Below are 20,469 nucleotides of genomic sequence, written 5' to 3' on the forward strand. Positions count from 1 at the left end.
CACTGACACGGCGCAAAGGCGAACCACATGCACAACACCCCCTACGCCGCGGTGGACCTGGGCGCCACCAGCGGCCGGGTCATCCTGGGCCGCGTAGGCCCGGATACCCTCGACCTCACCGAGGCACACCGGTTCCCCAACACTCCCGTCCAGCTGCCGGACGGACTGCGTTGGGATGTTCTCGCCCTCTACCAGAGCATCCTCGACGGCCTGCGCGCCGGCGGACAGGTCACCTCGATAGGCATCGACACCTGGGCCGTCGACTACGGACTCCTGGACGCGGACGGCGCCTTGCTGGGGCACCCGTTCCACTACCGCGACAACCGCACCGAAGGCGTCGCGGCCCGCGAGGTGTGGCCCAAGATCGGGTCGAACGAGCTGTACCAGGCCACCGGGCTCCAGCACCTCCCGTTCACCACCGTGTACCAGCTGGCCGCCAGCGCGGACAGTGCGCAGATCGGCGCCGCCCGGACCCTCCTGATGATTCCCGACCTGCTCGTTCACTGGCTGACGGGCTCCATCGGTGCGGAGGAGACCAACGCCTCGACCACCGGCCTCTTCGACGCGCGCACCGGCACCTGGGCGGGCCACATCCTGGACCGGCTCTCGCTGGACCCGGGGCTGCTGCCGCCACTGCGCGCGCCCGGCGACCTTGCCGGCACGCTCCTTCCGCACGTCGCCGCATACACCGGGCTGTCCGCCGACACCCCCGTGGTCACCGTCGCATCGCACGACACGGCCTCGGCCGTCGCGGCTGTCCCGGCCACGACCGACGACTTCGCGTACATCTCGTGCGGCACATGGTCCCTGGCAGGGCTGGAACTCGACAAGCCGGTCCTGACCGAGGCATCCCGCGCCGCGAACTTCACCAACGAACGCGGCATCGACGGCACCATCCGCTATCTGCGCAACATCATGGGCCTGTGGCTGCTCGAGGAGTGCCGCCGCACCTGGACGATGCAGGGCCTTCCCACCGATCTGCCCGCCCTGCTCGCCGATGCCGCCCGCGCCGAGCCGTTCGCCGCCCTCGTCGACGCGCAGGCACCGGAGTTCCTGGCCCCCGGCGACATGCCCGAACGCATCCGCGCCTACTGCCGCCGCACCGGCCAACCGGTGCCCGACAGCCAGGGTGCCCTGGTCCGCTGCATCCTGGAATCGCTGGCCCTGGCCCACCGCACCGTCCTGCGCCAGGCCTCCGTGCTCGCCGACCGCGACGTCAGCCACGTCCATCTGGTGGGCGGCGGGTCCCGCAACGAGCTGCTCTGCCAGCTCACCGCCGACGCCACCGGCCTCCCCGTGATCGCCGGCCCCACCGAGGCGACGGCCCTCGGCAACATCCTCGTACAGGCTCGAGCTCATGGACGCGTCGGCGACCTGCCCGCGATGCGCCGTCTCATCGTCGGCACCCAGCAGCTGCGCCACTACACACCGCGCGGCGACGGCGCCTCCTGGGCGTCGGCCGCCTCCCGCCTCCCCACCATCAAGGAGTCGTGATGCGTGTCGCCCTCTTTGCCACCTGCGTGAACGATGCCGTCTACCCCTCCACGGCCATCGCCACCGTCCGGCTCCTCGAACGCCTCGGCGTGCAGGTCGACTTCCCTGCCGCCCAGACCTGCTGCGGCCAGCCGCAGTTCAACACCGGCTACCGCCGCGACACCGAGCCCCTGGTCCGCCGCATGGGCCGCGCCTTCGAGGGCTACGACTTTGTCGTCACCCCGTCGGGCTCCTGCGCGGCGATGGTCCGCGACAACTATCCGCGGATCGCCGCGAAGGGCACCGACCCCCGGCTGACCCAGGTCGCGGACTCCCTGGTCCCACGCATGTACGAGCTGACCGAGTTCCTGGTCGACGTACTGAAGGTGACCGACGTGGGCGCGTACTTCCCGCACACGGTGACGTACCACCCCTCCTGTCACGGCCTGCGCATGCTGGGCCTGGGCGACCGGCCTGCCCAACTCCTCAGAGCCGTCCGGGGACTTGAGCTGATCGAGCTGCCCGGCGCGGAGGAGTGCTGCGGCTTCGGCGGCACCTTCGCCGTCAAGAACTCCGATGTCTCGGCGGCCATGGGCGAGGACAAGGTCCGCAACGCCCGCTCCACCGGCGCCGACGTCCTGTGCGGCGCCGACAACTCCTGCCTGATGCACATCGACGGCATCCTGCGCCGCCAGGACACCCCACAGCGAGCCCTGCACCTGGCAGAGATCCTCGCCAGCACCGAAGAGGAGCCCTGGTCATGAGTGGCACGTTCGTCGGCATGCCCGCCTTCCCCAAGGCCGCTCACGACGCCGTACGGAACACGACCCTGCGCGCCAACCTGAAGCACGCCACACACACCATCCGCGACAAGCGGGCCCGCGCGGTCGCCGAGCTCGACGACTGGGCACTCCTGCGCGAGGCCGGCAAGCAGATCAAGGACCACACCCTCCGCCATCTCGACACCCACCTCGTACAGTTGGAGGAGGCCGTCACCGCGGCGGGCGGCATCGTCCACTGGGCCGCCGACGCCGACGAGGCCAACCGGATCGTGACCCGCCTGGTCAAGGAGACAGGCGAGACCGAAGTGGTCAAGGTCAAGTCCATGGCCACCCAGGAGATCGGGCTCAACGAAGCACTCGAAGAAGCCGGGATCGCCGCCTACGAAACCGACCTCGCCGAACTCATCGTGCAACTCGGCCACGACCGCCCCTCCCACATCCTCGTCCCGGCCATCCACCGCAACCGCGGCGAGATCCGCGACATCTTCACCAAAGAGATGGGCCAGTGGGGCCGCCCCGCCCCCGAAGGCCTCACCGACACCCCCGCCGAACTCGCCGAAGCCGCCCGCCTCCACCTGCGCGAGAAATTCCTGCGCGCCAAGGTCGGCATCTCCGGCGCCAACTTCATGGTCGCCGAGACCGGCACCCTCGTCGTCGTCGAGTCCGAGGGCAACGGCCGCATGTGCCTCACCCTGCCCGAGACACTCATCTCCGTCGTCGGCATCGAGAAGATCATCCCCACCTGGCGCGACCTCGAAGTCTTCCTCCAGACGCTCCCCCGCTCCTCCACGGCCGAGCGCATGAACCCCTACACGTCAATGTGGACCGGCACCACCGACACCGACGGCCCCCAGGCCTTCCACCTCGTCCTGATCGACAACGGCCGCACCGACACCCTCGCCGACGAAGTCGGCCGCCAGGCCCTGCGCTGCATCCGCTGCTCCGCCTGCCTCAACGTATGCCCCGTCTACGAAAGGGCCGGCGGCCACGCCTACGGCTCCGTCTACCCCGGCCCCATCGGCGCCATCCTCAGCCCCCAACTCCGCGGCACAGCAAGCGAGATCGACGCCTCACTCCCCTACGCCTCCAGCCTCTGCGGCGCCTGCTACGAAGTCTGCCCCGTCGCCATCGACATCCCCGAAGTCCTCGTCCACCTGCGGGAGAAGGTCGCCGACCAAGGAGGTCCCGGCCACCGCATGGAGAAGGCCGCGATCAAGGCGGCGGGTTGGGTGCTCGACCACCCAGGTGCCCTCGCGGCAGGCGAACGCGTCGCGTCGAGGACCCGCAAACTGCACCCGAAGAAGCTCCCGGGCCCGGGCGCCGGGCAGTGGACCAACACCCGCGACCTGCCCCAGATGCCCGCCGAACCGTTCCGCGACTGGTGGAAGAAGAACCGCACATGAGCTCCCCCACACCTCCCTCGTCCCGCGAGCGGATACTGGCCCGCGTCCGCGCAGCCCTCACCGACGCACCCGAGACACCTGAGCCCACGCGCGACTACCTCACCACGCACACCATCGACGACGCGGCTGCGGTCCTCGACCTGCTGCACGAGAACCTGGCCGACTACCGGGCCATCGTGCACCGGGTCACGGATGACGAACTCCCTTCTCTCATAGGGACGTTGATCGCCGAGAACGGGGGCCGCACTGTCGCGGTGCCACCGGGTCTGCCTGCCAGATGGCTGTCCGGCAGCGAGGTGGAGCAACTCCTGGACGAGGGCGCGCCGGACGGCGCCGTCCTCACGCCGTACGACCTCGACGCCATCGACGCCGTGGTCACCTCCTGTGCCCTGGCCATCGCGGAGACCGGCACGATCGTCCTGGACGGCGGCCCGGGGCAGGGCCGTCGTGTGCTCACCCTCGTCCCCGATCTGCACATCTGCGTCGTGCGCACCAGGGATCAGATCGTCGCCTCGGTCCCGCAGTCGCTCCCCCGCCTGGACCCCGGCCGCCCGCTCACGTGGATCTCGGGCCCCTCCGCCACCAGCGACATCGAGCTCGACCGGGTCGAAGGAGTACACGGGCCGCGCACCCTGCATGTGGTGCTGCTCGGTGCCTGAGCCACATGCCTGTGCGGTGAATCAGTACCGGTCGGTCAAGCGCCGTGACATCGTTCGACGGTGGCTGCCACCGCTACTTGGGGGGACTCTTGGAACGACCGGACGACCGCGTCGCATCGGCCCTGCGCTTTTCCTCGGAACTCGTCGCCTGGGTAGCCACTCCCTGGGCGCTGTGGGGACAGTCCTGGCTGCTCGCGGTCCTGGCTGTGACGATTCTGATCGGCCTTCCCACTGTCTTCTCGACCCCCGGCGACAAGGCGCAGGTACTCGTCCCGGTTTCGGGCTCGGTCACGATCCTGCTGGTACTGCTTCAGTTCGCCGCGGCCGTAACCTCCGCATGGCTGGTGTGGCCCGTCTGGGCGGCAGTCGTCGTGTCACTGCTGGTCGCTGCGAGCCTCGTCACGGAACGCCGGCGCTGGCGGTGGCTGCCTTCGACGGATCACCAGGCATGAGGGCCTGCTCGGCGACTCCGTGATCAGCGCTCAATCCGCCGTGGTCTCCGCGACGATCATGTCGGTGACTGCCCGCATGTCTCCGTCAGCGAATGCACGCCGCTGCCGGTCCGCGGCCGTTCCCTCTTGGAGGAGGCGGTGCATGAGTGCGGCGACCTCACGGCTGTCGCCCGCCTCCAGGAGCGCAGGCGTGATGCGATCCATCAGCTGGGACAGCACGTCCCCGGCGCTGCGGAGCCTTCCTCCGGGGTCCACCAGCGATCCGCCGAGCCCATGGAGCGCGGCGTGCCAGTTCATCGCCTGCAGCAGTTCAGGCGGGCAAGGCTGTACGGGGGCACCTTCGTCCATGATCGCCGTGGCGACAAGTGCGCGGACGATCCCGGTGATCATGACCGCCTCGTCCGCCCGGAGCTGGACGTCCGGGCAGCGCACTTCCACAGTCGTACCGCGGCTCGAGAGGCGGGCCTGCCAGTAGATCTGACCCAAGTCCGTGATCACTCCGCAGGACAGCAGTTGCTGGACACGCCGCTCGTGGTCGGCGAGGCCATCGAAGTACGGCGAAGGACCGCTCACCGGCCACCGCCCGGACACGACCGTCCGCCAACTGGCGAACCCGGTGTTCCGCCCCGCCCAGAAGGGCGAGTTGGCGGCCACGGCGACCACTACCGGAAGCCACAGACGGATGCGGTTCAACACGGCAACGGCGACCTCCGGATCGGGCACCGCGACGTCCACCTGCATGCCGCACACCAACTGCTCGGACGCCAGCTGCGTAGACGTCGCACGCACGGCGTGGTAGCGCGGCAGGTTCGTCACCGGCGGCGGACCCTCCTCCTTGAGCGGCGGCGTGGCACTGGCCGCGAGACGGCACCCGCGGCTCTCCGCCGCGCGCCCCAAAGCGTGGCGCAGGCGCAGCAAGTGGCCCCCCACCTCGTCCAGGTCGACGCATTCCGGGGTGGCCACCTCGATCTGAGCCTGAGTCAGCTCCGCGCGAATCTCCGCTTCTTCCGCGATCGGTTCGAGCCCGGCGGCACCACGCACCTGATCCGCCTGCGGCGCCGGGAGGCCCGTGGCAGCGTCAAGCAGCAAATACTCCTCTTTCACTGTCACCGGGACCCGACTCACCGTGCCGCCGCTGTTCCCGCCGGCGCGGACGAATGTGTCCTGCTCGCTCTCCGGCAGCCGCGCCGGGGCAGCCGGGTCGTGAGTAGTAGCCATGGGGGCGTCCTTCCGTACACCCGCAGGCGGGCAGACCCCCAGACGAGTACCCCTGGCACCTTCCTCCAGGCATCCGGACATTCGCGACGGCCCCAACAGGTTTTACTACCTGCTCCAGGGATACCCGTCGCTCCAGGACGTATGGCCGGAGTTCGGCCCTTTCGTGGATTCCAAGGCTCTCCAGGGCTCCGAGCGTCTGGGACTGCCGCAGCGAACCTCCGACCTCGTCCGACTCGCGGATGAGGCGCCGAACGCGGAGCTGGCCGCGGCGCTGGTGCGCGCTGCCCTGAACAAGGAAGTCGTGGCGGACTGCCTGAACCGCGTCACCGCGTCGAGGAGTCCGGCCTCGGAGGGATGACGGCCTGGTCGCCGCTTGTGGACGGGGCGGAACACCTCGGCGTCCTCGCCGTACTGTCACCGGCCCTCGACACTGTCACCGGCCCTCGACCCTCTGTCGCTGCGGCGCGGCAGCACGCTCGCTGCCCTGCTCGCCATGATGATCACACCTACACGTGGCCGATGCGGCTGCCGGCCGAAATGCTGCGCGCCTGCCTCCCGCCCCGCACCGTCGGCACGACACGCGCAGTCTCCACAGCCGTCCTGGAGTCGACATACGAGATCGGCGGGGACGCGTTCGACCACGCCCTGACCGACCCGGCGCTGCACGCAGCGATCTTCGATGCTCCGGAAGCCCGAACCCCCACCATCCCGTGCCCGACGAGCCGTCCGGCTGACGCACTGCGCGAGGCTGCTGCCAGGGGCCGTCCTCTGATGCCGTCGGGGTGCCATACCGGCATCAGAGGGCGACCCCGCAGGTGCGGCAGCATGAAGGGGGCGACCGCCCATTGGCAGACGGCTGGGTCAGCGCACGACAGCCGTCTCGACCACCAGCCGCGCCGCCGCCGCGATCGACTCGGCATCGATACCGGCAGCGTGCAGTTGCTCCGCGGGACTCGCCGAGCCAGGCATCGTCCGGACGGCCAGACGCACCAGGCGCGGAACGGGCCGGCCGTCGACGAACGCGTCGAGCACCGCGTCCCCGATGCCGCCTTCCTCGCGGTGGTCCTCCACTGTCAGGAGGCAACCGGTACTCTCGGCGGCCTCTTGCAAGGTGCGACGGTCGACCGGCTTGACCGAGTACAGGTCGATCACCCGGATCGGGATGCCCTCGCGGCCGAGCAACTCGGCGGCGGCCAGTGCCTCGTGGACGGTGACGCCCGCCGCGACTACGGTCAGCCGGTCCTCGCCGGAGGCGCGCAGCACCTTGCTTCCGCCGATCGGGAACTCCTCCGTGGGGTTGTAGATGACGGGGGTGCCGCCGCGGGACGTGCGCAGATAGCGGATGCCGTCGAGGCCCGCCATCTCCGCGGCGAGTTTCGCCGTCTGGTTGGCATCGCACGGGTACAGCACCGTCGAGCCGTACACCGCCCGGAACATCGCGAGGTCCTCCAGCCCCATCTGCGAAGGCCCGTCCTGGCCGATGGCGACGCCCGCGTGCGACCCGACGAGATTGATCCCGGCCCCGCTGATCGAGGCCATGCGCACGAAGTCGTACGCGCGGGTGAGGAACGCGGCGAACGTGGAGGCATACGGCACCCAGCCGCGCGTCGCCATCCCGACCGAGGTGGCGACCAGCTGCTGCTCGGCGATGTAGCACTCGAAGAAGCGGTCGGGGTGCTCCTTGGCGAAGAACTCGGAGCGTGTGGAGTCGCTTACCTCGCCGTCCAGGGCGACGACGTTGCCACGGGCGGTTCCGACGGCGGCGAGCGCCTTCCCGTAGGCGTCGCGGGTGGCGACCTCGTCGCCGGTCTCGTAACGGGGCAGCTCCGCGTGGCCCGACCCCACGGGATGCAGCATCCGTGCGGCGGGCGGATGGTGCACCTCGACGCGCAGGTCGCGCACTCCGCCGAGCTCGGCGATCGCCTCCTCGGCGTCCGGCAGCGGCTTGCCGTGCATGCCCTCGCGGTCCTGAACCGAGGCCACGCCCTTGCCCTTGAGGGTGCGGGCGAGGATCACGGTCGGCTGCCCGGCGGTGGACAGGGCCTCGTCGTATGCATGGTCGACGGCCTCGATGTCGTGCCCGTCGATCTCGACGGTGTGCCAGCCGAAGGCCTGGAAACGGCGCGCGTAGGCCTTCAGGTCGTGTCCGTGCCGGGTCGGCCCGCGCTGGCCGAGGCGGTTGACGTCGACGATCGCGGTGAGATTGTCCAGATGCTCGTATCCGGCGTGCTCGGCCGCCTCCCAGATCGAGCCCTCGGCCAGCTCGCTGTCGCCGCACAACACCCAGACGCGGTATCCCGTACGGTCGAGCCGCTTGCCGGCCAGTGCGATGCCGACGCCGACGGGCAGCCCCTGTCCGAGCGAGCCGGTGGCCGTCTCGACCCACGGCAGCCGCCGGGGCGTCGGATGCCCTTCCAGCCGGCTGCCGAGCCTGCGGAAGGTCAGGAGTTCGGTGTCGTTGATCGCGCCCGCCGCCCTGTACGCGGCGTACAGCAGCGGTGAGGCATGTCCCTTCGAGAGCACGAAACGGTCGTTGCCGGGGTGTGCGGGACGGTCGAAGTCATAGCGCATGTGGTTGGCCAGCAGGACGGCCACCAGGTCGGCCGCGGACATCGAGGAGGTGGGATGCCCGGAGCCCGCGGCGGCGGAGGCGCGGACACTGTCGACACGCAGCTGCTGGGCGAGTTCCGTCAGTGGATGAGTGTTCATGTCACTCCTTCCGAGGGGTTGTCGCCCCGGTCGGGGCGCCCGCTGCGCGCGCCGACGGTTGCTCGCGCACCAGGTCGTCGGTGAGGAGTTGCCCGTGCGCGTAACCGCGACGCGATACACGATGTCGCTCACTACCCGCTTACCGCGTCCCCCCGGCAAGAGCGGCCAAACACGCCGTGGTGGCCCTGCGCCGAAGACGTCATACGCGCTGGACGCAGCGTCACCCCGAATCAGGCGCCGGCCAGGCGGACCGATGTCAGGATGTCACCGGCCGGGCTGAGTGGTCCCGTGCGTGCCCGTGACCATCACGGGCACTCGGACAAGCTCAGGGCGCCAAGTGCGGGCGTGTAGCGATGAGTTATCCGGCAACGGCGGATGGAATCAGCTGTTCCGCCCAGATCACCTTCCCCTCGCGGTTGTGCCGCGTGCCCCAGCGTTCGGTGAGTTGGGCGACCAGGAACAGGCCGCGGCCGCCCTCGTCGAAGTCCCGGGCGCGGCGCAGGTGCGGGGCGGTGCCGCTGGCGTCGGAAACTTCGCACGTCAGGGTGGATTGGAGGATCATCCGCAGTTGGATGGGGGTCTCGCCGTAGCGGATCGCGTTCGTCACCAGTTCGCTGACCACAAGCTCCGTGGTGACGGCCATCTCCGCCAAGCCCCAGGCGGCCAGCAGATCGCATGCAAAGGTGCGCGCCTCGGAGACAAAGGCCGGATCGGCGGGGAGGTCCAGGGTGGCGACGTGGTCGGCGTCCAGCGCTCGGGTACGCGCCACGAGAAGAGCGACGTCATCGGCAGGTCCACTGGGCAACAGATTGTTGAGCAGTGCGTCGCATGTCTCTTCCAGCGACGCCGGCGCCTGACCGAGGACGTCGGACAACGCCGCGAACGCGGTGTCCACGTCACGACCGCGACTTTCGATGAGACCGTCGGTGAAGAGCACGAGAAGGCTGCCTTGTGGCAGTTCGAACTGGGCAGTTTCGAACGGGAGCCCTCCCAGGCCCAGGGGCGGACCGATCGGCAGTTCCGGGAAGACGACCGTCCGCGAGCCCGACGCATCACCAGGAGTCACCACGGCCGGCAGCACGTGTCCCGCGCTGGCGAGGGAACACGCACGGGAGACGGGGTCGTAGACCGCGTACAGGCACGTGGCGCTGATCTCGTCCATGTCCCTCTGTTCCACGCGCTGCAGCCGGATGACCACGTCGTCGAGGTGTGTCAGCAGTTCGTCAGGAGTCAGGTCGATGTCGGCCAGAGTGCGGACGGCCGTGCGCAGTCGGCCCATGGTGGCCGCGGCCTGGATGCCGCGGCCGACCACGTCACCCACCACGAGGGCGACACGGGCTCCGGAAAGCGGGATCACGTCGTACCAGTCACCGCCCACACCCGCCCGGGATCCGCTGGGCAGGTAGCGGGTGGCTGTCTCGACGGCGGACTCCTCCGGCACGTTCTGCGGCAGCAGGCTGTGCTGGAGGGTGAGCGCGGTCGAACGCTCCTGTGTGTAGCGACGGGCGTTGTCGATGTTCACAGCTGCTCTGGACGAGATCGCCTGGGCCAGGAGCAGGTCGTCGTCGTCGAAGGGGTCAGCCGTTTGACGGCGGAAGAACTGCGCGAGCCCCAGCGCGTTTCCACGGGCCCACAGCGGAACCAGGAGCACGGAGAGAATGCCGTTGCTGCCTCCGGAGCCGCTGTGGTCCGCGGACACCTTCAGCCACGCGGGCACGTCGTATGGCGGGATGCCGAGGCGGAGGGGTTGTCCGCTGGCCAGTACGGCAGCCGGCTCGGACCCTTCCGGGTAGGTGTGCCTCTCCCCCGTGCCGGCTGCCGGGTCCGGGCCGGCGTCCGCGACGGAGTGTGCGATCCGGCGGAGTTCCGGCGGACCATCTGCCGGGGGCGTCCCTTCTTCTTGTAGGGCGGCGTCGAGAAGGTCGACGGTGACGAGGTCGGCGAAGTGGTCGGCACCGACGTCTGCCAGTTCCTGGGCGGTGCGGGCGGTGTCCAGCGTGGTGCCGATCCGCATGCCGGCCTCGATGATCGTGAACAGCCGCCGCTGGAGCCAGCTGTCACGTGCCTTCTGGTACGCCGCGACCGCCTGTTGTGCGGTGTGATCGGCGTACTCGAAAGCCAGTGTGCTCAGTGTGATCGTCACCGTGTTGATCAGCTCAGGGTCCTTGGTGAGGCGGCCCGTCTCCTCATAGAGCAGATGGAGCAGATACGCGTGGACAAGCCGATGGAGGCGCAGGAGATCGCTGATCTGTACGCCGTGCTCAGCAAGTCTGCGGGCGAAATCGATGGCCGCGGGCGTGGTCGTGACCTTGGAACTTTCGGGGCCGCGCTCAAAAAAGTCCAGAACGATGTCGATGTGTTCGGACAGGACCACTGGAGCCAGAACGGCTATGTCCTCGTACTTCCACACCTCGGGAAGCTCGCCGCGCAAGCGCTCCGTCACCACTTCGACCAGGTGGTCCGATCGGGGCTCGAGCCCTCGGGCAAGATCGCGAAGGAAGGCATGGGCGTCGATTCCCATACCTCCAAATGTACGGGCAAAGGTATGCGCGAGCCCCTCCTCGCGTGGCGCCCGCGCCGAGGGGGTGACCGCTGCCGGCACTCACAGCCGCCGCCCAGCCCGGTCAATGTGGCCGGCCCGTTCCCGGACCGGAGACAGCCGACGAAGCCCCGATGCCCGCACCGTCGGCACATGGCCGGGCTCCCGCAACCACAGGCCGGACTTCCTCGACGCCTGAGGCGGGCCTGGTGCGCGCGACCGCGCACCAGGCCCCGGTCGTCCCGGTCAGGGCCGGTTCAGGACGACGTCTTCTGCGTCTGGGCCGTGAGGTCCAGGGCAATGTCAGTGATCATGTCTTCCTGACCGCCTACCCTGCCGCACCGGCCGACCTCCACGAGGATCGTGCGGGTGTCCGGGCCATCGCGGGCTGCCGCCGCCTCTCCTGAAGCAGGTACTGACTAAAGCTGTTTCTTCAAATTCGAGGCCAGACACGGCATCCGATCGAACTGATCCCCATCGGGACGGCCACAGTCGAGCAGCCCGGGGGTCGGGCCGCCGGCACCTGGGCGCTCGTTGCCCACGGCCGGGTCTTCCGCACCGGAAGAGCAGCGGAGAAGACCCGGCCTGCGGGATCTAGCGGACCTGGAAGGCGTAGGTACCTGCTGCGACCTGATACGTCGCTGCTGTGGCGCTGCGGTTCAGCAGCGAGGGGGCAGTGTGGCCGCCGGTGACGTGCAGGCTGTCCTTGGAGGCGGCCGGCACGTGGACAGTCGCTGTGCTGCCCGGCGGGACAGTGACCTTGAGGGCGAGGCGACCGTTGTGGTCCTTCTGCCACGCGCTGCTGACGTCGCCCTGAGGAGTCGCGTAGCTGCCGGAGGCGTGGGTCAGATTTCCGACAACCGCGGGGGCTATGTCGAGCTGCCGGTAGGCCACGGAGCCCGAGGCCTGACGGATTCCGGCGAGACCGCTGATGAGCCAGGAGTCGACCTGCCCCAGGAAGTGGTGGTTCTGGGAACCCGACCCGTCCAGGGATTCCGGAAGGGTGGTGTGGCCGCTGGCGACGAGGTAACCGTAGCCGGGGGACGTGGGGTTGACGACCATGTCGTAGATGACGTCGTCCCGTCCGCCGTCCTGCAGGGCACGGAAGAGCGGGCCCAGGCCCACGGAGCCGGTGGTGATGTGGTTGTCGCTTGCGCGCACTGACGCGACGAGCCGGGCGAGGACCTGGGCACGGTCGGAGGCTGCGACGAGGCCGGCGTCGAGCGCCATGGCGTCGGAAGCTTCACTGTCGCTGCCGTAGTACACGCCGGTGGAGTCCTCGTGACGGAACCTGCTGGTGAACTCGTCGGCCAACTGCGCGGCGAGGGCGCTGTACTTGGTGACGTCGGCCGACTTGCCCAGCACCTTGGCCGTCTTCGCCATGTCGTTGGCCGCGGTGTAGTACCCGGCGAGGATGGCCAGCTGCATGGGCGTGGTGTTGTCGGTGGCCGACCAGTCTCCGAGTCCGGGGATGTCACCCTTGTTGGCGGCCTTGTTGGCAGCCTCATAGTCGAGCCACTTGACCATGTTGTCGTAGTAGAGCGTCATGGTCCGGGTGTCGCCGTAGGTCCGGTAGAGCTGCCACGGAATGCGGATGACGGCGCTGCCCCAGTTCACCTCGTCGAGGAACTCGATGGTCCCCTGCGGGAACTCGAGCTTCGTAGGCGCCACCCGGTGGAACTCCGGCGCGATGTTGGCGATGAGCCCTGGTGAAGCATCGCCGGGCTGCCGCTGAGCGGTCGCCATGTTGCGGACCAGTTGAGGCTCGTAGGAGGAGAGGTCGTAGTCGGTCAGCAGGGCATCCAGGTTGTGGAGATTGTCGCCCGTGTACGGGCCCTTCTCCCGGTCGGGGCAGTCGGTCAGGACCGACATCATGTTGCTCTGCATCGCGCGGAGGGTGATGGTGTGGATCCCGTTGATGAGCTCACTCGAAGAGTCGAACGTGCTCGCCGGCGGGTTGGAGGCGTGAACCACCTTCATCGTCACCGTGTCGGGGCGTGGCGCTGCCGGCAGGCCGTCGACTTGAAGGTAGCGGAAGCCGCTGTAGGTGAACTGCGGATGCCAGGTCTCAGTGCCCTTGCCCGACATGGTGTACCGGTAGGCGATCTTGTTGGTTGCCGTCGCACCCGTGGAGGACACGTCGAGGGAGCCGTCGGACTTGAGCAGCTCCGCGGGTGTCATCGTGATGGTGCTCCCGGCCGGTCCGGAGGCGTTCAGGGTGGGCCACCCTGAACGGTTGGCGCCGAAGTCGAGGATGTACGAGCCGTTGCCGCGAGACGTGATCGAGACCGGCTCGACCGTCTGAGCGACGGTCACCGGCGGCCTCTGGTCCGCCCGCAGCGGCGTGGTGTCGCGGGGTGTGGTGCTGGACGTGAGCTTGGCGAGGGAGGCGTTCTGCCAGTCGGAACCGCTGAGCTTGGCGGCCGCCGTGGGCGAGGTCGCCGACCGGCGGGCGTCGAACTCCTCGCCGCTCCACCACGATGAATACGTCGTGGGCCCCAGGGCGGTTCGCCACGAGGTGTCGGACTTGACGGTCTCCTTGTGGCCGTCGGCGTACGTGATCTCCAATTGCGCAATGGCTTTTGGCTCGCCGTAGACCGTGTACTGCTCCAGGTTGCCGCCGAAGAAGTAGTGACCGGGTGTCTTGACGCGCTGGTAGGCGCCACTGCCGGTCTCGACGCCCAGGACATTGGTGCCCGTCTTGAGTTCGTCGGTGAGGTCATAGGTCCGGTAGTCGACTTCCGAGGAGTATGTCGTCTGACCGGGTTCCAGGACATTCGCGCTGACCGCGCGCCCGTTGAGCGTGGAGGCGTACATCCCCAGTCCCGTCATGTACAGCCGCGCCTTTGCTACGCGGCCGTGCACGGTGAAGGACTTGCCGAACACGGGAAGTGGTGTCTCCGAGCCGTCCGGCCGGGTGTAGTCGTACGAGGCGTTCTCGATCCAGCGCGCCGACCAGTCCGAGTTGTCTAGCAGGCCCATCTCCCACGTGGCGGGTGAGCTCCAGCCCGACGCATGTCCGTCTGCGTCCCAGACCCGCACCTGCCAGGCGACCGACTCGCGCGAGCGGAGAGCGTCACCGGCGAAGGCTATGTTGTTCGTGGCACTGGAGTCGACCTTGCCGGATTTCCAGACGTCGGCAATGCCGCGCCGCAACTGGGCGACGCTGTGGGCCGCCCGGATCTCGTACGCCCGCTGCCCGGAGGTGCGTCCGCCTTCCGGGGCGTCGAGTTTCCATGCCAGCAAGGGCGCTTGGCTATCGATCCCGATGGGGTTGCTCTTGTTGTCTGTGCGCAGGTCAACGACCCGTACAGCTTCGGGTCCGGGGTGCGGCGACGCGGCGGCCACGCCTGAGGCGGCCAGCCCCAGTGTCGTCGCCAGCGCGATGGTCGTGGTGAATCTCGAACTCCTCACAGGGAGCAGTCCCTTCGACTGGGAACACGTCAGACCGGCCGATCAGTGCTGTCCCGTGGTGGGCGAGACGCAGGCCGGTGGGGTCTGGACGGTTGTTCTGCTTGACGGTCCTAATTTCTTGGCGTCTGACCCGCAGTTGGAGTGTCAGACGTATTGAATCGTTTCAATGAGTTGCGGTGCCGTCACGTTAGAGGCCAGTGAGATCGCTGTCCAGACCCTGTATGCAATGGATGTGTGCGATCTCAAATGGTGGGCGCCGCCCATGAGTCGGATGGGCATGCGATCAGGAGGAGCCGGCTGGGGCGCGAGCTGCGGACGCCGGGTTTCCGACGCGGATGCAGCCCTCTCGGAAGCCTCTGAGCAGGGATCACGCCCGCGCAGGCCGCGCTGGGGACCGGTCCCTCTTACTGATGCGACAAGCATTGGGGCGGCGGTCGGCCCATCGGGTAAAGACTTGGAACATCGAGAAGCGCCAGCCCACGCCCGAGCCGAAGAACTCTCAAACCGGACGGAAGAGTTGAAGCCGCAAGCACACGGACCGGGGAACAGGGGAACAACTGACGCGCTTGATGATCGCGCGGGAGAGAGTGCCCGGCGGTGCCCGCGAGACGGGTCCGGAAGCAGCCGGAAGGGCAGGTGCTGTGGACTGCTCACTTCGCGGGCCGAGCGACACGCATCAGCGGCTGCCGCCCGTTGGCGACGAGCTTCTGCCTGCCGCCCTGAAGGCCGAGAGCCTCCAACCCTCGTCCGGTCAGCGCGCATTGGGACCTTCCGACCTCTGTCCACCGCCTCGATGAAGCCGCCGACACGAAGGGCGCGCCCAGCATGTTGATCTCAAGCCGGCCCGGCTCCTTGACTGCGGACCGCAGCGTGGGCATCACCTCGGCGACCGACTCGAAACTCTCGTCGCCCCTCTCGTCACCACACCGCACCACCACCGGGCGGCTCGACGGCGACCTCCACCACGTAGCGCCTTCTGTGGGCCGCTGGAAGCATGGAGCCATGGACATCGTCAGCACCCCGGACACTCTCGAAGCGATCGCGACCGGACTCCAGGACTGGCGCAAGCTCGCACAGCCCATCGTCGCTCGCTACCACACACCCGACCCCGTCAGGGGAGCCGCGTTCGTGGCCGCGGTCGCGCAAGCCGCAGTCACCGTCGGCCAGGATCCGGAGATCCGGCTCGGCCGCGGAGTCGTCGACCTGGCCCTGTCCACCCCCGGCGACAAGGGCGGGCGGTGGGTCACAGCCCAGGACATCGAACTGGGCCGCACCATCAGCAAGTTGGCCCGGGAGCACGGCCTCACCGCACTCCCAGGCGAGGTGACGCAGCTGGAGCTCGCACTCGACACCGCCGACGACACGGCGGTGTCCCCGTTCTGGTCCGCCTTGCTCACCGGAGCCCCCGACCACGTGGTGGGCGACACGGTCCTCGACCCGACGAACCGCGTACCCAGCGTGTGGTTCCAGGCGACAGACGCCCATCCGCCCCCGCGCCAGCGCTGGCACATCGATCTGTGGCTGGCTCCTGAGGTGGCGGATGACCGCATCGCAGCGGCCGTCGCCGCCGGGGGCACCGTCGTCGACGCATCCGAAGCCCCGTCGTTCACCGTGCTCGCCGACCCCGAGGGCAACAAGGTCTGCGTCTGCACCGCCCTCGACCGTGACTAGCTCCGGGTTCCGCTTTCGGTGGGTACGGAGGGCTGGTGACGGGGCGCGGGGGCGGGTGCTGAGCGATGGTGTGACGTGCGGCGCGGTCAGGCCGTGACGGGGATGAGGAAACCGTGGTGCGGCGGCCGGCAGTGCAGGGGCTCTGTTCCGCGCGGTGATCGATTACCGCGATGAGCTGAGCTCCGACGAGCTCATCGGCGATGTCCCTCCGGCAACCGGCCGACCGCTACTCAGCACTCTTCTCCTCGGGGACCGGAAGCGGCTGCCGCCAAGGCGTCGATGTGTCGATCTCCGGTGCCTTTCCGCAGATCGACTGCGCTGTGTTCGTGGCTTCCGCGCGGGTGGGAACAGAGACGCCGAGGAGGCTGAAGGGAACAGGGGACGAGGTCCGCAGTTCGACACACACGACAGGCCTGCCGGACCGTATGGCCACGAAATCCATCCCGCCTTCGTGGCTGCGCGTGCCGATGCACCAGGTCCCTGGTATCCATACGCCTCTATGAGGGACACCGCGCAGGGCCCGCCACCAGTCGGGTTCGACCGTCACACGGCTCACAGCGGTCAACGGGGCGCGCACATTGCCGCGGCGAGCGGCTGCCCTTTCCCGCCATGACAGATGGACGACCAAGTCATCGCCATCAACGAAAATCCGCGCCATCGTTTGACCTCTCCGTTCCTGGGCTCCCCAGCCGTGGAGATCACCGGCCACGATCACCGGCAGCCCGCCAACGACCAGGACTGGGGCTGGGGCTGGGGCTGGGGCTGGGCAGAACGGTTGGTCTCAGGGACGGCCTCCTCACCGGAATCGAGGACCACCATGTACGCCGCCGAACGACTTCTGCCCCACCGGCTATGACGTGCACCCCGAGTACCCGGCCTTCATTTCGCCAACCACTACACAGGCTGCGCCAGAACCCGCCCCCGTGCAGAACGCGGGCAAGGACGCCGCGCCCCACCGCACGCTGACCCGGCGCACCCGGCTCACCCGGTTCTGCAAGCCGGTGGCGGCTCTCAGGCGTCCAGGCGGCGCTTGGCGAGCCAGGTGACCATCTCCGGGTCGCGGTGGTCGAAGAACAGCGATGCGCCGGTGTCCAGGGTCGCGATCCGAGCCATCTCCTCGTCGGTGAGCTCGAAGTCGAAGACGTCGAAGTTCTCCGCCATCCGCTCGGCCCGGACCGTCTTGGGGATCGCGATGACACCGCGCTGGGTGAGCCAGCGCAGCACAACCTGCGCCACCGACTTGCCGTACTCCTTGCCGATCCCGGCCAGCAGCGGGTTGGTGAACAGGTCGTTCCTGCCCTCGGCGAACCCGCCCCAGGACTGGATCTGCACCCCGTACTCGCGCATCAGATCCGTGTAGTCGGCGCGCTGGAAGAACGGGTGGGTCTCGATCTGATTGACCGCCGGCACGATCTCGTTGTTCACCATCAGGTCGATCAGCCGGTCGGGGTAGAAGTTGGCGACACCGATCGCCTTGGCCCGGCCCTCACGGTTCAGGGCCTCCATGGCCCGCCACTGGCCGTACACGTCGCCGTAGGGCTGATGCATCAGGTACAGGTCGAGGTGGTCCAGGCCCAGCTTCCGAAGCGACGTCTCGAAGGCGCGCTTGGTGTTGTCCTGGGCCGGGGCGTCCTGCACCCACAGCTTGGTGGTGACGAACAGGTCCTCGCGCGGGATGCCGCTGCTCTTGATCGCGCGGCCCACGGCTTCCTCGTTGCCGTAGGCGGCGGCTGTGTCCAGGAGGCGGTAGCCGGCGGCGAGGGCGTCGGCGACGGCGCGCTCGGTGTCCTCGGCGGGGATCTGGTAGACGCCGAAGCCGAGGAGCGGCATCTCCACGCCGTTGTTCAGGGTCACGTACTGCATGAGCGGTGGTCCTTTGCTTGCCAGGAAGGGGTGGGGTCAGGGGGCCAGGCAGGGTGGGGTCAGGGGGTGATGAGGGCCTTGAGGACCTGGCGGTCGGCCATGGACCGGTAGGCGTCAGGGGTCTGGTCGAGCGCGAAGGTGCGGTCGAAGACGCGGCCGGGGGTGATGCTGCCGTCCAGGACGTCGGGCAGCAGCTGCTCGATGTAGGCGCGGGCGGGGCTGGCGCCGCCGGTCAGGGTGATGTTCCGCATGAACTCGGCCGGGCCGATCGGCCCCTGCTCGTACTGCGGGACACCGAGGCGGCTGATGGTGCCGCCGTCCAGGACCGCGCCCAGTGCGGTGTCCAGCGCCTGGCGCGTGCCGACGGCCTCGATCACCTTGTCCACTCCCCCGGTCAGGTCACGGATGTGCGCGATGCCCTCGTCGCCGCGCTCGGCGACGACGTCGGTCGCGCCGAAGTCTCGGCCCAGGTCGGTGCGCGGTGCATGGCGGCCGGCGAGAAGGATCCGCTCGGCCCCCAGCCGCTTGGCGGCGATGACCGCGCACAGGCCGACCGCGCCGTCCCCGACGACCAGCACCGTGTCCCCGTGGCCGACGCCCGCGGTGACGGCGCCGTGGTGGCCGGTGGTCATCACGTCCGACAGGGCCAGCAGCGACGGCACCAGCTCCGAGTCGGCGGCTACCGGCAGTTTGACCAGGGTGCCGTCGGAGTGCGGGACGCGCACCGCGTCACCCTGGCCGCCGTCGACGCCGTCGAAGCCGTACCGGCCTCCGTTGCGACACGAGATGTGCAGGCCCTTGGCGCAGTAGTCGCAGGTGCTGTCGCTGTAGGTGAACGGGGCGACGACCAGGTCACCCGCCTTCAGGCCGGTCACGTCCACGCCGGTCTCCTCCACGACGCCGAGGAACTCGTGCCCCATGGGGCGGCCGGTTTCGGTGGCGGGCATCGACCCGTAGGGCCACAGGTCGCTGCCGCACACACACGCGGCGAGCGTGCGGACGACGGCGTCGGTCGGCTGGACGATCTTCGGGTCGGGCCGGTCCTCGACGCGGACGTCTCCGGCTCCGTACATCACTGCTGCGCGCATGGGAAAGGTGCTCCAGGAGGTGGGGGTGGGCGCCGCCGTCAGCGACGGGGTTCGAAGGACACGTGATCAGCGTTCGAGCATCTGCCGTCCGGCTTCCGTGTGGGTTTCGCCGGCTGCCTGCGGAAGGCTGCTGAGCTGGATGAGCTGGTCGGTGGTCAGCTCGATGGCGTCGGCGGCGGTGTTCTCCTCGACGCGGTGCACACGCTTGGTGCCGGGGATCGGGGCGATGTCGTCGCCCTGGGCGAACAGCCAGGCGAGCGCGACCTGCGCAGGCGTGGCGCCGGCCTGCTCGGCGACCACCTGGACCTCGTCGGCGATGCGCAGGTTGCGCTGGAAGTTCTCGCCGGTGAAGCGGGGGTTGCCGTGCCGGAAGTCGCCCTCCTTGAAGCCGTCCGTGGCGCGGATCTGCCCGGTGAGGAAGCCGTGGCCGAGCGGGGCGAAGGGCACGAGGCCGATGTTCAGTTCGCGCAGGACGGGCAGGATGCGCTTCTCGATCCCGCGGGTCCACAGCGAGTATTCCGACTGCACCGCGGTGACCGGGTGGACGGCGTGGGCGCGGCGGATGGTGTCCTGGCCGGCTTCCGAGAGGCCGAACGCGCGGACCTTGCCCTCGGCGATCAGCTCAGCGACGGCGCCGGCGGTCTCCTCGATCGGCGTGTTCGGGTCGACACGGTGCTGGTAGTACAGGTCGATGTGGTCGGTGCCGAGGCGCTGCAGAGATCCCTCGACTGCGGTACGGATGTTGGCCGCGCTTGAGTCCAGATTCCACGGGCCCGCTCCGGCGTGCGAGACCATTCCGAACTTCGTCGCCAGCACTACCCGGTCCCGGCGGCCCTTCAGGGCGCGCCCCAGCAGTTCCTCGTTGGCGTAGGGACCGTAGATCTCGGCGGTGTCGATGAAGGTGACGCCCAGCTCCATCGCCCGGTGCAGGGTCCGCACGGACTCCGCTTCATCGGTTCCGGAGTCGGTGTAGCCGTGGGACATGCCCATCGCGCCGAGACCGATCCGGGAAACCTCCAGGTCACGCAGCTTGATGTAGCGCATTCGGTGTCTCCGGTTCTTGGCGTACCGGCAACTCTCACTCTCGCCCGCCCGGCGCGATCATGGCTGTCCAAGCGCTCGTCGGGGCGTAGTGCCGGTGTCTTGTGCATTCACCGTCGCCCGGATTGCGCGGATGTGGCAGGGCGGGCTCTTCAGG

Annotated in this window: 14 protein-coding genes and 1 pseudogene; 7 read left to right on the forward strand and 8 right to left on the reverse strand. The window is 68.9% G+C overall.

The features are described from left to right. Positions 1-27 precede the first annotated feature (27 nt). The 5 genes from OG758_RS02785 to OG758_RS02805 all read left to right on the forward strand — a co-directional run bounded on the left by OG758_RS02785 (position 28) and on the right by OG758_RS02805 (position 4,769). Positions 28-1,494, forward strand: coding sequence for a rhamnulokinase (locus tag OG758_RS02785; RefSeq protein WP_326708429.1), 1,467 nt, complete (start codon positions 28-30; stop codon positions 1,492-1,494). Continuing rightward, positions 1,494-2,237 carry a (Fe-S)-binding protein gene (locus OG758_RS02790; protein ID WP_326708430.1) on the forward strand — a complete coding sequence of 248 codons (744 nt, stop codon included), beginning with the start codon at positions 1,494-1,496 and terminating at the stop codon, positions 2,235-2,237. The genes OG758_RS02785 and OG758_RS02790 overlap by 1 nt, the downstream gene beginning before the upstream one ends. Further along, a complete protein-coding gene (locus OG758_RS02795) occupies positions 2,234-3,658 on the forward strand; it encodes a LutB/LldF family L-lactate oxidation iron-sulfur protein (protein WP_326708431.1) in 1,425 nt (474 codons plus the stop codon). Before OG758_RS02790 ends, OG758_RS02795 begins: the two co-directional genes overlap by 4 nt. Beyond that, a complete protein-coding gene (locus OG758_RS02800; RefSeq protein WP_326708432.1) occupies positions 3,655-4,317 on the forward strand; it encodes a LutC/YkgG family protein in 663 nt (220 codons plus the stop codon). Before OG758_RS02795 ends, OG758_RS02800 begins: the two co-directional genes overlap by 4 nt. 89 nt (positions 4,318-4,406) lie before the next feature. Beyond that, a complete protein-coding gene (locus OG758_RS02805) occupies positions 4,407-4,769 on the forward strand; it encodes a hypothetical protein (protein WP_326708433.1) in 363 nt (120 codons plus the stop codon). A 30-nt stretch (positions 4,770-4,799) separates the two neighbouring features. Here the strand turns inward: OG758_RS02805 and OG758_RS02810 are convergent, their stop codons facing one another. Beyond that, positions 4,800-5,987 carry a carboxylate-amine ligase gene (locus tag OG758_RS02810; protein ID WP_406384533.1) on the reverse strand — a complete coding sequence of 396 codons (1,188 nt, stop codon included), beginning with the start codon at positions 5,985-5,987 and terminating at the stop codon, positions 4,800-4,802. A gap of 163 nt (positions 5,988-6,150) precedes the next feature. Between OG758_RS02810 and OG758_RS02815 the strand changes: the two genes are divergently transcribed. Next, the gene (locus OG758_RS02815) at positions 6,151-6,345 is read left to right on the forward strand and encodes a hypothetical protein (protein WP_326708434.1); all 195 of its coding nucleotides are present in this window, start codon (positions 6,151-6,153) and stop codon (positions 6,343-6,345) included. 503 nt (positions 6,346-6,848) lie between these two features. On the opposite strand, the gene OG758_RS02820 is transcribed toward OG758_RS02815, so the two are convergent. The 4 genes and pseudogenes from OG758_RS02820 to OG758_RS02835 form a co-directional block, all read right to left on the reverse strand. Continuing rightward, complete coding sequence (locus tag OG758_RS02820; protein ID WP_326708435.1) at positions 6,849-8,696, reverse strand: transketolase; 1,848 nt, start codon at positions 8,694-8,696, stop codon at positions 6,849-6,851. 358 nt (positions 8,697-9,054) lie between these two features. Next, positions 9,055-11,217 carry an ATP-binding SpoIIE family protein phosphatase gene (locus OG758_RS02825; protein ID WP_326708436.1) on the reverse strand — a complete coding sequence of 721 codons (2,163 nt, stop codon included), beginning with the start codon at positions 11,215-11,217 and terminating at the stop codon, positions 9,055-9,057. Positions 11,218-11,492: 275 nt separating this feature from the next. Then, positions 11,493-11,636 (reverse strand): annotated as a pseudogene (locus tag OG758_RS02830) (4-hydroxy-2-oxovalerate aldolase); the annotation flags it as partial. Positions 11,637-11,829: 193 nt separating this feature from the next. Beyond that, on the reverse strand, positions 11,830-14,649 hold the full coding sequence (locus OG758_RS02835) for a family 78 glycoside hydrolase catalytic domain (protein WP_326708437.1): 2,820 nt from the start codon (positions 14,647-14,649) through the stop codon (positions 11,830-11,832). Between the two features lie 1,002 nt (positions 14,650-15,651). Here OG758_RS02835 and OG758_RS02840 point away from each other — a divergent pair. Next, positions 15,652-16,320, forward strand: a complete 669-nt coding sequence (locus OG758_RS02840; RefSeq protein WP_326708438.1) for a VOC family protein — start codon at positions 15,652-15,654, stop codon at positions 16,318-16,320. A gap of 1,011 nt (positions 16,321-17,331) precedes the next feature. Here OG758_RS02840 and OG758_RS02845 read toward each other — a convergent pair. From OG758_RS02845 to OG758_RS02855, 3 genes are all read right to left on the reverse strand, one after another. Further along, a complete protein-coding gene (locus OG758_RS02845) occupies positions 17,332-18,183 on the reverse strand; it encodes an aldo/keto reductase (RefSeq protein WP_326708439.1) in 852 nt (283 codons plus the stop codon). A gap of 59 nt (positions 18,184-18,242) precedes the next feature. Next, positions 18,243-19,271 carry a zinc-binding dehydrogenase gene (locus tag OG758_RS02850; protein WP_326708440.1) on the reverse strand — a complete coding sequence of 343 codons (1,029 nt, stop codon included), beginning with the start codon at positions 19,269-19,271 and terminating at the stop codon, positions 18,243-18,245. A gap of 66 nt (positions 19,272-19,337) precedes the next feature. Beyond that, a complete protein-coding gene (locus OG758_RS02855) occupies positions 19,338-20,315 on the reverse strand; it encodes an aldo/keto reductase (protein WP_326708441.1) in 978 nt (325 codons plus the stop codon). Between the last annotated feature and the right edge of the window lie 154 nt (positions 20,316-20,469).

Source organism: Streptomyces sp. NBC_01474, from assembly GCF_035918215.1.
Taxonomy (GTDB): Bacteria; Actinomycetota; Actinomycetes; order Streptomycetales; family Streptomycetaceae; genus Streptomyces; species Streptomyces aureus.